This is a genomic window from Psychrobium sp. nBUS_13 (assembly GCF_051201665.1).
Classification (GTDB): Bacteria; Pseudomonadota; Gammaproteobacteria; order Enterobacterales; family Psychrobiaceae; genus Psychrobium.
In genome coordinates this window covers 2,877,330-2,888,755 of record NZ_CP179210.1, presented here as the reverse complement: position 1 = coordinate 2,888,755, position 11,426 = coordinate 2,877,330, and the positions used below count along the sequence as shown (strand labels likewise).

Below are 11,426 nucleotides of genomic sequence, written 5' to 3'. Positions count from 1 at the left end.
ATGGCTGAAGAAATTGCAACTCAAGAACAAAAAGAAGCGAGTTTTGACGCAAGTACCTTAACGGGTCTTGAAAAAACAGCGTTACTTTTACTCAGTTTAAAAGAAGAAGACGCTGCGAGTATCTTAAAGTCTCTTGAGCCAAAAGAAGTTCAGTATGTTGGCCAGGCAATGGCAGGGTTTGAAGATTTTACGCCCGCAAAGGTGCAGGCTGTGCTTCGTGTTTTCTTAGACGATATTCAAGACTTATCATCCATTGGATTAAATTCAGAAGACTTTATTCGTAAAGCGCTCATCGAGGCCTTAGGTGAAGATAAAGCGTCTAATATCATTGACCAAATTATTTTAGGTGGTAGTGCTAAAGGTCTGGAATCGCTTAAATGGATGGATGCTCGACAAGTTGCCAATATTATCGTTAGTGAGCATCCCCAAATTCAAACCATCGTATTATCTTATTTGGATCCCGAGCAGTCGGCTGAAATATTATCGCAATTCCCGGAAAAAATTCGCTTAGATTTAATGATGCGTATTGCTAACCTTGAAGAGGTTCAACCTGCGGCATTACAAGAGCTTAATGACATCATGGAAAAACAGTTTGCGGGTCAAGCTGGCGCACAAGCAGCTAAAATGGGCGGCTTGAAATCGGCTGCTAACATCATGAACTACTTAGACAATAATGTTGAAGGGCAATTGATGGACTCTATTCGTGATACTGACGAAGAGATGGCACAAAAACTTCAAGATCTGATGTTTGTCTTTGAAAACCTTATTGACGTTGATGACCGTGGAATTCAGGCAATTTTACGTGATGTTCAAACAGATGACCTCATGAAAGCTCTTAAAGGTTCAGATGAGGCTCTTAAAGATAAATTCCTTAATAATATGTCAAAACGTGCTGCTGAAATGTTGGTTGATGATCTTGAAGCCATGGGGCCAATTCGTGTGAGTGAAGTTGAAGTAGCCCAGAAAGAAATCTTGGCAGTGGCTACACGCTTAGCTGACTCAGGTGAAATTATGCTTGGCGGCGGCGGCGACGAGTTCTTATAATTGGATGATTGAGGACTGATTATGTCGAACGAAGTGTATAAGCCAACGGATGAAGAACTAGAGCTACTAAAACGCTGGTATGCGCCAGATGTTGGTAAAGAGGTCGATAAAGAGCGCACAAATGCATTTAGAATGAATATTGCGGACTTATCAAAACCAGAACCGTTGGCTGACGTTGTCGTTGATGAAGAAGAGAGCAATACATTATCTGCTCAAGCTTTAGACGAAATTACTCAACAAGCGCAAGAACAAGGCTATCAAGAAGGGCTTGCCAAAGGTAGAGAAGAAGGCTTACTAAAAGGGCATCAGGAAGGTTACGATCAAGGTCTGGTGCAAGGAATAGAAGACGGCGTTAATCAAGGGCTCGAACAAGCACAACCTCAAATTGCACAGCGTGTTTCAATCATAGACGCAATGATTACCAAACTACAGCAACCACTTTCTAGTCAAGATAAGGCAGTAGAAGATGCTTTAATTGAGTTAGCGTTAACACTCGCTAAGAAAATTGTACATGTTGAAATAACGCAGAGTAAGAAACCAATTATTCAAGCTGTTAGTGAAGGAATTAAAGTCATAGGTGGGGAAAGCGCCGTTAGCCTTCATGTTAACCCTCAAGATTTGGATATCATTGAAAATTTGTTTGGAGAACAACAAAGCGATAAAAGTCGCTTAACCATTGGGTCTGATCCTGCATTGAATATTGGTGATTGCTATCTCAATACCACCAATAGTTCAGTTTCATTAAACCTAGATGAGCGAATTAATCAAGTCTTTGATGATTTCAGTAATAAAGCTGCTCCTGAATATGAATCAACATCTCAAGTGGCTGCCGAGCATGAGCAAGAAACGTTCTCGTCGACGGACATTAATGAGAACATACCGTTTGTTGAAGAACATGATGAAAGTAACATACAAAACAACGACGATAGACTAAACCCGTCAAGCGAAGATACTGATGTCTGATCCTATTCCTATGGTGGATTGGGTTAAACAACTTGGTAAATATAATGATCAAGTGAACCAATTCCAACCTGTTATGGCAGGGAAATTAAAACGGGTTGTGGGCTTAACTATGGAAGCGATTGGCTGTCGCGCACCGGTTGGCAGTCAGTGTAGTGTTGAAACGCTCACGGGAAACATTAATGCCGAAGTTGTTGGATTTAGCGATGATATTCTCTATCTCATGCCAAGTGAAGAAATTCACGGCGTGTTGCCCGGTGCTAAAGTCCAACCGCTTAATCATCAACAAGGCTTGCCTGTAGGTCTTGAGCTACTGGGACGAGTGATTAACGGCATAGGTGAGCCACTTGACGGTCTAGGCGCAATAAAAACTGTCACGAAGGTGTCAGGTAAGGCAACTCCCATTAATCCACTCGCTCGTCGACCAATTTCAAAGCCACTTGATGTTGGCATTCGCGCTATCAATACGCTAATTACAGTTGGTAAAGGTCAGCGAATGGGATTATTCGCTGGTTCAGGTGTCGGAAAAAGTGTTTTACTAGGCATGATGACTCGTGGCACCAGTGCTGATGTTATCGTTGTTGGTTTGGTTGGTGAGCGTGGGCGTGAAGTTAAAGAGTTTATTGAAGAGATTTTAGGTGAAGAAGGGCGTAAACGTTCTGTTGTAGTTGCAGCACCCGCTGACACATCACCGTTAATGCGCTTAAAAGCCTGTGAAACGTCAGTGACTATCGCTGAGTATTTTCGCGATCAGGGGATGGAAGTTTTATTATTAATGGATTCACTCACCCGATTCGCCCAAGCACAACGTGAAATTGCTCTCGCAATTGGTGAGCCTCCTGCCACCAAAGGATACCCGCCTTCAGTTTTTGCAAAGCTTCCACAGTTGGTTGAACGAGCTGGAAATGGTTCTGATGGGCAAGGATCGATCACGGCCTTTTATACTGTGCTAACAGAAGGGGATGATTTGCAGGATCCCATTGCTGATTCATCTCGCGCTATATTAGATGGTCATATTGTATTGTCACGTAGACTTGCTGAAGCTGGTCATTATCCTGCCATTGATGTTGAGGCGTCAATTTCCCGTGTTATGCCGATGGTGGTGAGTGATGAACATATGCAATATGCACGCATGGTTAAACAAAACTATTCGCTGTATCAACAAAATAAAGATCTCATTGCTATTGGTGCCTATGTCGCAGGTGCAGATCCTAAAGTTGATAAAGCGATTCAATTTTATCCGGTTATTGAAGCATTTTGTCAGCAAACAATGAAAGAATCGCATCCCTATGATGAATCGTTAGTTGCCCTCACTCAACTTGGCCAAGCGTTACAATAATGGCTAACGTTAAACAACTGACTATTGTCTTAGAGATGGCTCAAAAGAAAGAACAAGACGCGCTTAAGGTTTTTAGTCAAGCTCAACAACAACTTAATCAACTCAAAGAGCAAATGGAATCACTTGTTCAATATAAGCAAGATTATTTGGCTCAAATGAAACCTGAGAATATTCAACAGGTCAGTGCAGATAAATTGATTCGTTTACAGGGGTTTCTTGCCCAAATTGATCAGTCAATATTTCAACAGCGTGATGTCATTGCAAAAGCAGCGTTAGCAGTCGACGCAAGACGTGTTACTTGGGCGAAAGCAAAACAATATGCAGATTCCATTTTGTTCCTTATTGATAAGCAAAATAACGAAATCTTTTTAAAAGAAGAGAAACAGCAACAGAAAATGGCAGACGAATTTGCCATGATGTCTCATCATAGAAAACAGAGAAATTAAACAACATTCCATATTTGTAATCATGGCTCAATATTTGCTTTTATAATTTGAACTGATCAGTTTATTTCAAATATAAATTGACAGGAAACTCTAAGAATTAAGTAAGTTATTGTTTATTATTGTTTTAATTTTATCTCTCTGACCTTATGAGCAAGGAAATAGTCTTTTGGAATCATTTAATCTTATCAATTTAAATGCCAGTGTCGATAATTCGGCAACTTTTGCCGCATCTTCAGCGTCTTCCACCTCGCTTAACGAAGATATGAGTGAGCAAGCGCAACGCTTCCAGGCTGCAAATGAATTAACTTTCAATGATCACCTGACTCAATCTATCGAATCAAATAATGTTAAATTTGAAGAGCCAATAGATGAGAAGACTAGAGCGCTAATTGAACAACTGATGCGTTTATTAAAAAATGAACAGCAGTCAAAATCATCACGTGAAGATAGTAATGCTATTGAAGAGGCACAAGAGCTAGTTTCGGGAGATAACCTTGAAGGTAGCGACAATATTTTAGCGAAACTTGAAGATATAATTGCGAGTTTATCACCGTCAAAAAGTAAGCTGCTTTCTAACTCATTAGCTGAAATAAAAGCACTAAATGGCGAGTCTAATGGTGAACTGCATCGTGACAAATTAACCAAATTGATGGAGCAATCTGAATTAAACTTAGAGCGACAACTAGATAAGTTACAAGCACCAAACCAAGAATTAACCGACATCGCTTCAATGAACGAGTTTGAATCAATCATCAATGACGTGAAAAATTTATTGTCAAAATTAGGATCAAGTCAAAATAAGCAGGTATCAAATGAAGAACTCGCGGCTGAATTAACCCAATTGCAAGCGCGAATTAAATCATTAAATGTTGACGATATAAGCCTTGCAGGTGTTAAAGATAACATTGAGGAACTCGTCAATGTTACCAGCGAAGGATTGTCGTTGCTTCAGGATAGTGTGTCTCAGGAACCCAATGCTCAAAAAGCACAGCAAAGCGACGAAAAAATCGTTCAAAAAATGACAGTCAGTGGTGGTGAAGAAGTACTTAGCGATAAGTTACAAACATTGATTACAGAGCTGCCAGAGCAGCAACGTCAGCAATTATTTAATTTTACCTCTGAAAAGCATGAACAAGTAGTTGTTAATACGCAATCTGCTAAACAAATGCTTGCACAAATTGAAGGTAGTCGACAAAGTTTACAACAGCAAATAAACCCAAATGCCGACTTGGCAGGTGAGTTAGATCAAAGTAATGCGTCATCTGAATTGTCAATGAAAGGCAATGAAATGGACAGAGTAGGCACTGGACGTGACAACTCAATTGCTCGGGCTGCCAGTGAAAGTGAAAAACAAATCAATGTAAGAACCGCTTCAGTCACAAGTGAACGAGAGTTTGTAAAAGGTGATGTTGTTATTGAACAAGACAAACCAGTAACGTCAAAAGTTGATGCGTTAGTTGCGCAGCTAGAGTCGAGTTTTCGCAATAGCTCCGCAAGCACAACGCCAGCAGAAACATCTATTGGTGGCGCTGCAGCAAGAGTTGAGCAACAAGTGGCCAAAGAGTTTGCTTCTAGCCAGTTAACCGCAAACAAAGCGCCTGAAACGTTGGCGCAGCGTGTGACCTTAAACGATAACAGTATGGCATCTCAACAACTCAAAGAGCACATGACAATGATGGCTCGTGGTGGCATCAATCATGTCGTTTTGAACCTAGATCCTGAAGAACTAGGTGCAATGTCGGTGCGCATAGTGATGCAACAAGACCAAATGAACGTTCAATTTCAGGTGAGTAATCCACAAGCAAAAGATATGTTAGAGCAGGCAATGGCAAAGCTTAAAGAGTCTCTGCAAGAGCAAGGTATTGAATTAAACCAGAGTGATGTAAAAGAACAAAACCAACAACAAAAAGAATCTCAACAAGCCCAACAGTCGAATTTATTTGGTGAGCAGGGGGAGTTTGATGATGAAGGGATTGAGCCGGTGACCTTAGTTTTGAACAAACAATCAACCAACGGCATTGATTATTACGCGTAACAGGCATGTTCTATAGGATAATTGTTTGTAGTGTGGTAGCTTTAAATCGATGATTTATCACGGGTTCAATTGCTTAACAGAGAGTGTTAGGATCAGTGGTTTAGAAATAGTTTTTGTGAAGGAATGTAAATATGGCTGAAGAAGCAGTTGAAGAAGCGCAAGGCGGTAGTAAAAAGCTACTAATTATCATTATTGCTGTTGTGGTATTGATTGCTGGTGGCGCTGGTGCTTTTTTCTTTCTATCGGGCTCAGATGAACCGACAGATCCAGAAATGTCTCTTGAAGAAGGCGCTGAGCCAGATCCTGAGATGGCTGAGGATAGTGGTGACGAAGGCGAAGCAGAAACCGGCGACGCGTTTTACGTTGGAATGCCACGTCCATTTGTTTTTAATGTGCCTGGCTATGGCAGAGACCGATTAGTACAAATTAAAGTGCAGTTAATGGTGCGAGGCGGTGAGCACGATACTATTGCCAGAAAACATATACCATTAATTGAAGATACATTACTAACAACTTTTAGCACCTCAAATGCAGAAAAGCTTTCAACTAATGAAGGCAAACAGGAATTGCGTAAAGAATCTCTTGCTGCTGTGCAACAGGCGCTTGAACCACTCGTTGGAAAACCTGTGGTTGAGAAAGTATTATTTATTGGATTTGTTATGCAATAACTCTTAATTGAGTTATTGATGTCGTTAACTAAGAAAGGCGGACTAAAGCTTGAATGATCTACTGAGTCAAGACGAAATTGATGCGTTGTTACATGGTGTAGATGACGTTGAAGAAGAAGTTGCAGGAGGCGCTGGAGATAGTGCCGCTGAATATGACTTCTCTTCTCAAGATCGTATTGTTCGTGGTCGAATGCCCACCCTTGAAATGGTTAATGAGCGTTTTGCTCGTCATTTGCGCATTAGTTTATTTAACTTAATGCGCCGTACTACTGAAGTATCCATCAATGGCGTGCAAATGTTGAAGTTTGGCGAGTACATTCATACATTGTTTGTACCGACAAGTTTGAACATGGTTCGTTTTAGACCACTTAAAGGCACCGCATTAATTACTCTTGAAGCGCGTTTAGTGTTTATTTTAGTAGATAATTTCTTTGGTGGTGATGGTCGTTATCCTGCAAAAATTGAGGGACGCGAATTTACGCCAACAGAGCGCCGAATCATTCAATTATTGTTAAAAATTGTATTTGAAGATTATATGGAAGCTTGGGCGCCAGTGATGGATGTTGAGTTTGAATATTTAGACTCAGAAGTGAATCCGTCAATGGCCAATATTGTCAGTCCAACAGAAGTTATTGTTGTCTGTTCTTTTCATATTGAACTCGATGGCGGTGGTGGTGATTTTCATATCGCGTTGCCTTATTCGATGCTTGAACCAATCAGAGAGCTATTAGATGCTGGTGTTCAATCTGATAAAGAAGATACGGATCAACGTTGGAGTGCAGCCCTTAAAGACGAAATTATGGACGTTGAAGTCGAGCTGGAAGTAGGGCTTGGTGAAGTTGATTTAACACTGCGTAAAATCATGGAAATGAAAGAAGGTGATATTATCCCATTTGAAATGCCCGATGAGCTCGTTGTGAAAGCAGAAGAGTTGCCTTCATTTAGAGGGAAACTTGGGCAAGTTAATGATAATTATGGTCTTGAAGTAACGTCGATTATTCCGCGACCGGAATCGCAAAAGTCAGAATTTCAATTACTTCAGCGAAAAATGTCTGAAGAAAAATCGTAAGTGAGAGATAAAAGATGAGTGATATGGATGATTGGGCTGACGCAATGGCTGAACAAGCCGATGCCGAGGCAGAAGAAGCACAGAAAGCGGAATTAGATCAGCTTGATGAGTCAGCTATAGGTGGCGACGGTGCATCGTCGGGTGATGAAAAACTTGATGCCATTTTAGATATTCCAGTGACTATTTCAATGGAAGTGGGACGATCAAATATTACTATTCGTAATTTACTGCAATTAAATCAAGGCTCTGTTATCGAACTTGATCGTGTTGCTGGTGAATCTCTTGATGTTCTAGTTAACGGTACCTTAATCGCCCATGGTGAAGTGGTTGTCGTCAATGATAAATTTGGTATTCGATTAACTGATGTTATTAGTCAAACAGAACGTATTAAAAAATTACGTTAGAAAACTAAGCGCTGGATTTATAGCCAGCCTTAGTATACCTGCCGCAGCAACAACACTGACAGGGCCGCCAGATTTCTTGCGCATGTTAATGTCGCTAATTATCGTATTAGCGGTTATTTTCTTGCTTGCGTTTATCGTTAAAAAACTGAAAATTACTCCCCATAGTCAAAAACATCTGCGCACAGTGGCCCAATTATCGGTTGGTACTAAAGAGCGCGTTGTGGTAGTTGAAGTTAATGGTGAGCAATTTATGTTGGGGGTAACCAGTAACAATGTTAATTTACTCCATAAACTCGACCAGCCGATTAAAAAAGCGCAACTATCAGAAAGCACCGAAAGAATGCCGTTGACAATTCAGTCGTTATTGAAGAAAGGGAAGTCATGATCAAGTATTTCATTGCTGCAATAATCATGTTGGTGTCGCCAACGCTGATGGCAGACACAGGTTTGCCAGCGGTTACTGTTGTGCCTAACTCTGACGGAACGCAAAGTTACAGTATAACGCTCCAGGTACTTGCCTTAATGACGGCGCTGAGTTTTATTCCCGCCGTCTTAATAATGATGACCTCTTTTACCCGTATCGTCATTGTTTTATCAATTTTAAGACAAGCAATGGGATTGCAACAGGCACCATCTAATCAGGTAATTATTGGTCTCTCGCTATTTCTAAGCCTGTTTATCATGTCACCCGTCCTCGATAAGATTAATAACGTTGCGGTTCAACCATATGTAAACGAGCAAGTGGATGCCATCGCTGCACTAAAGTTAGCACAAGGGCCTATTCGTGAATTTATGCTTTCGCAAACGCGGGAAAAAGATATAGCAACCTTTTTAGATATTGCTAACCGTACAGACGTTGCAGCACCAGAAGACGCGCCAATGACCGTATTAATTCCAGCGTTTATTACGAGTGAATTAAAAACCGCTTTTCAAATTGGGTTTATGCTGTTTATTCCCTTTTTGGTAATTGATTTGGTTGTTGCCAGTGTATTAATGGCGATGGGTATGATGATGTTATCGCCAATGATTGTTTCGTTACCATTTAAACTGATGCTGTTTGTTTTAGTTGATGGTTGGTCGCTGGTAATGGGAACACTTGCCAAGAGTTTTGGGTTATGACGAGACTAGAAAAGGAGCAAATCAATGTCACCTGAAGTGTTTGTCGATATATTTAGAGATGCGCTGTTTGTGGTTATGCTGCTTGTTGTGGCTATTGTTGTGCCCAGCCTAATAATTGGTTTAATTGTTGCCATCTTTCAGGCCGCAACCTCAATTAATGAACAAACGCTAAGCTTTTTGCCTCGTCTAATGATGACATTGCTTGCTTTAATTATTGGTGCTCATTGGCTTACCCAACAATTAATGGACTTTACTATCGGTATGATTGAAGCGATTCCTCGCGTAATAGGCTAGCCTGTGACACTTTACGAAAACATCATCATGGAATGGCTTGCAGCTCACATTTGGGCATTTGCGCGCGTTTCTGGGATGTTCATGGTGATGACAGTTGTTGGCAGCAACAATTTATCGACGAGGCTGCGCTTGTTTTACGCATTAGCGATTACATACTTAATAGTTCCAACCATTGGTCATTTTCCAACCGCCGATCTCTTCTCATTTTCTAGTTATATCATCGTTATCCAACAGACTTTAATTGGTGTTGCCATTGGTTTCATATCCGTTTTAGTGATGCAGTCCTTTGTTATTGCGGGCCAGGTAATAGGTATGCAAACAAGTTTAGGTTTTGCATCAATGGTTGATCCTGGCTCTGGGCAGACTGTACCCGTTGTCGGTCAGTTTTTTTTATTGCTTGCAACGTTAATGTTTTTAGCCATCGATGGCCATTTAATTATGATAAAAATGCTAGTCATCAGCTTTGAGACGCTGCCTATCGGTGAAGTCGGTTTATCAAGTGTAACTATGGAAAATATCGCCAAATGGGGGATGTGGATGTTTACATCAGCACTTGCCATGTCTATTGCGGCGATGGTTGCATTACTTGTTATTAATTTCTCATTTGGTATTTTAACTCGCGCCGCGCCGCAGTTAAATATTTTCTCAATTGGTTTCCCTGTGACCATGCTTGCTGGCTTACTAGTGCTATGGCTAACACTTGATACTGTTATGTCGCATTTTGATGCTCAGTGGGCACGTGGCATGGAAATGATGTGTAATGTTATTAATACTAAATGTGAATTCTAACGGAGACTGTGCTTAATGGCAGCAAGTGATGGTCAAGAAAAAACCGAACAAGCCACCCCTAAGAAGCTACAGCAAGCGCGAGAAAAAGGGCAGGTTCCTCGTTCTAAAGATCTTGGCACTGCAGCCGTTCTAATCGCTTCTGCTGTCGGGATGTATATATTTGGTAGCGCGATTGCTAGTTCCCTATTTAATGTCATGAAGCGAATGTTTTCACTTAAACGCAGTGAAGCATTTGATACCAATCAATTTGGGTTAATGTGGGCTGAAGTGTTGTCGACTATCGCATGGCCAATTATTGGTTTCGTTGTTAGTCTATTTATCGCCGCATTCATCGGTAGTATCGCATTAGGTGGATTGACATTTAGCAGTGATGCAATGATGCCTAAAGCATCAAAAATGAGCCCTGTTGCTGGTTTTAAACGAATGTTTGGCATGCAGGCTGTTGTTGAGCTTTTGAAGTCTATTGGTAAGTTTGCGGTGATTGCCACATTAGCTTGGACATTATTGACCTTTTATTTTCCACGCATTCTAGCGTTAAGCCAAACATCATTTCCGTTAAATGTCATCGAAGCGCTTGATATCCTTTTATGGATTTTTATTTTACTGTGCTGTTCACTGTTACTTATCGCGGCGGTTGATGCGCCATATCAGATCTTTAAGCACAGCAAAGAGCTGAAAATGACCTTACAGGAAGTCAAAGATGAACATAAAAATATTGAAGGTAAACCAGAAGTTAAAGGACGGCAGCGTCAACTTCAAAGAGAAGTATCCCAACGACGAATGATGCAAGATGTGCCAGAGGCCGACGTCATTGTCACAAATCCTACTCACTTTTCTGTTGCGCTTAAATATGATGTTAATGGTTCAAGTGCACCTACCGTTGTTGCTAAAGGTGGCGACCATATGGCGTTTAGGATCCGTGAGGTTGCTCGAGAGCATGAGGTCTCTATTGTTTCTAGCCCTGCGCTTGCACGAGCAATCTATCATACCACCGAAATTAGTGAGCCAATACCTGATGGTTTGTTCGCCGCTGTCGCACAAGTATTAGCTTATGTTTATCAGTTAGAGCAATTTAAAAAGCGCAAAGGACGGCGTCCAACCAAGTTACCTAAGGAATTTGATATTCCTGACAGTCTAAAACATTAGTCTGATTTTTAGTCTGATTTTTAGCCACTTGGTTATTAATTGAAAAATAGTTATTTCAGGCAACAGTTTATGTACATCGACGCTATCTTATTGTTGGTTCACAATAAAATAAA

At 40.9% G+C, this 11,426-nt stretch carries 13 protein-coding genes; all 13 read left to right on the top strand.

The genetic code is table 11. The features are described 5' to 3' along the window. Window positions 1-12: 12 nt before the first annotated feature. The gene (gene fliG / locus ACMAZF_RS13265) at window positions 13-1,044 is read left to right on the top strand and encodes a flagellar motor switch protein FliG (protein WP_435277244.1); all 1,032 of its coding nucleotides are present in this window, start codon (window positions 13-15) and stop codon (window positions 1,042-1,044) included. 21 nt (window positions 1,045-1,065) lie between these two features. Beyond that, complete coding sequence (locus ACMAZF_RS13260; protein ID WP_435274275.1) at window positions 1,066-2,007, top strand: flagellar assembly protein FliH; 942 nt, start codon at window positions 1,066-1,068, stop codon at window positions 2,005-2,007. Beyond that, window positions 2,000-3,343, top strand: coding sequence for a flagellar protein export ATPase FliI (fliI, locus tag ACMAZF_RS13255; protein WP_435274274.1), 1,344 nt, complete (start codon window positions 2,000-2,002; stop codon window positions 3,341-3,343). The genes ACMAZF_RS13260 and fliI overlap by 8 nt, the downstream gene beginning before the upstream one ends. Further along, window positions 3,343-3,789, top strand: coding sequence for a flagellar export protein FliJ (gene fliJ / locus ACMAZF_RS13250; RefSeq protein WP_435274273.1), 447 nt, complete (start codon window positions 3,343-3,345; stop codon window positions 3,787-3,789). The genes fliI and fliJ overlap by 1 nt, the downstream gene beginning before the upstream one ends. 166 nt (window positions 3,790-3,955) lie before the next feature. Next, window positions 3,956-5,824, top strand: a complete 1,869-nt coding sequence (locus ACMAZF_RS13245) for a flagellar hook-length control protein FliK (RefSeq protein ID WP_435274272.1) — start codon at window positions 3,956-3,958, stop codon at window positions 5,822-5,824. Between the two features lie 131 nt (window positions 5,825-5,955). After that, complete coding sequence (gene fliL, locus ACMAZF_RS13240) at window positions 5,956-6,492, top strand: flagellar basal body-associated protein FliL (protein WP_435274271.1); 537 nt, start codon at window positions 5,956-5,958, stop codon at window positions 6,490-6,492. 49 nt (window positions 6,493-6,541) lie between these two features. Further along, entirely contained in the window at window positions 6,542-7,561 is a 1,020-nt protein-coding gene (fliM, locus tag ACMAZF_RS13235; protein ID WP_435274270.1) for a flagellar motor switch protein FliM, read from the top strand. Between the two features lie 14 nt (window positions 7,562-7,575). After that, window positions 7,576-7,965 (top strand): flagellar motor switch protein FliN, encoded by a 390-nt coding sequence (fliN, locus tag ACMAZF_RS13230; RefSeq protein ID WP_435274269.1) that lies wholly within the window; start codon window positions 7,576-7,578, stop codon window positions 7,963-7,965. Then, window positions 7,925-8,350 carry a flagellar biosynthetic protein FliO gene (fliO, locus tag ACMAZF_RS13225; protein ID WP_435274268.1) on the top strand — a complete coding sequence of 142 codons (426 nt, stop codon included), beginning with the start codon at window positions 7,925-7,927 and terminating at the stop codon, window positions 8,348-8,350. Before fliN ends, fliO begins: the two co-directional genes overlap by 41 nt. Then, window positions 8,347-9,084, top strand: a complete 738-nt coding sequence (fliP, locus tag ACMAZF_RS13220) for a flagellar type III secretion system pore protein FliP (protein ID WP_435274267.1) — start codon at window positions 8,347-8,349, stop codon at window positions 9,082-9,084. Before fliO ends, fliP begins: the two co-directional genes overlap by 4 nt. 24 nt (window positions 9,085-9,108) lie before the next feature. Then, window positions 9,109-9,378 carry a flagellar biosynthesis protein FliQ gene (gene fliQ, locus ACMAZF_RS13215; RefSeq protein WP_435274266.1) on the top strand — a complete coding sequence of 90 codons (270 nt, stop codon included), beginning with the start codon at window positions 9,109-9,111 and terminating at the stop codon, window positions 9,376-9,378. A gap of 3 nt (window positions 9,379-9,381) precedes the next feature. Next, window positions 9,382-10,167 (top strand): flagellar biosynthetic protein FliR, encoded by a 786-nt coding sequence (gene fliR / locus ACMAZF_RS13210; RefSeq protein WP_435274265.1) that lies wholly within the window; start codon window positions 9,382-9,384, stop codon window positions 10,165-10,167. Between the two features lie 15 nt (window positions 10,168-10,182). Beyond that, on the top strand, window positions 10,183-11,313 hold the full coding sequence (gene flhB, locus ACMAZF_RS13205) for a flagellar biosynthesis protein FlhB (RefSeq protein ID WP_435274264.1): 1,131 nt from the start codon (window positions 10,183-10,185) through the stop codon (window positions 11,311-11,313). Window positions 11,314-11,426: the final 113 nt, after the last annotated feature.

What these genes read in the sequence shown, in the direction of transcription:
- flhB (WP_435274264.1), top strand. Translation starts at nt 10,183, where the DNA reads ATGGCAGCAAGTGATGGTCAAGAAAAAACCGAACAAGCCACCCCTAAG.
- fliL (WP_435274271.1), top strand. Translation starts at nt 5,956, where the DNA reads ATGGCTGAAGAAGCAGTTGAAGAAGCGCAAGGCGGTAGTAAAAAGCTA.
- fliI (WP_435274274.1), top strand. Translation starts at nt 2,000, where the DNA reads ATGTCTGATCCTATTCCTATGGTGGATTGGGTTAAACAACTTGGTAAA.
- fliQ (WP_435274266.1), top strand. Translation starts at nt 9,109, where the DNA reads ATGTCACCTGAAGTGTTTGTCGATATATTTAGAGATGCGCTGTTTGTG.
- ACMAZF_RS13260 (WP_435274275.1), top strand. Translation starts at nt 1,066, where the DNA reads ATGTCGAACGAAGTGTATAAGCCAACGGATGAAGAACTAGAGCTACTA.
- fliO (WP_435274268.1), top strand. Translation starts at nt 7,925, where the DNA reads ATGTTATTAGTCAAACAGAACGTATTAAAAAATTACGTTAGAAAACTA.
- fliP (WP_435274267.1), top strand. Translation starts at nt 8,347, where the DNA reads ATGATCAAGTATTTCATTGCTGCAATAATCATGTTGGTGTCGCCAACG.
- fliJ (WP_435274273.1), top strand. Translation starts at nt 3,343, where the DNA reads ATGGCTAACGTTAAACAACTGACTATTGTCTTAGAGATGGCTCAAAAG.
- fliN (WP_435274269.1), top strand. Translation starts at nt 7,576, where the DNA reads ATGAGTGATATGGATGATTGGGCTGACGCAATGGCTGAACAAGCCGAT.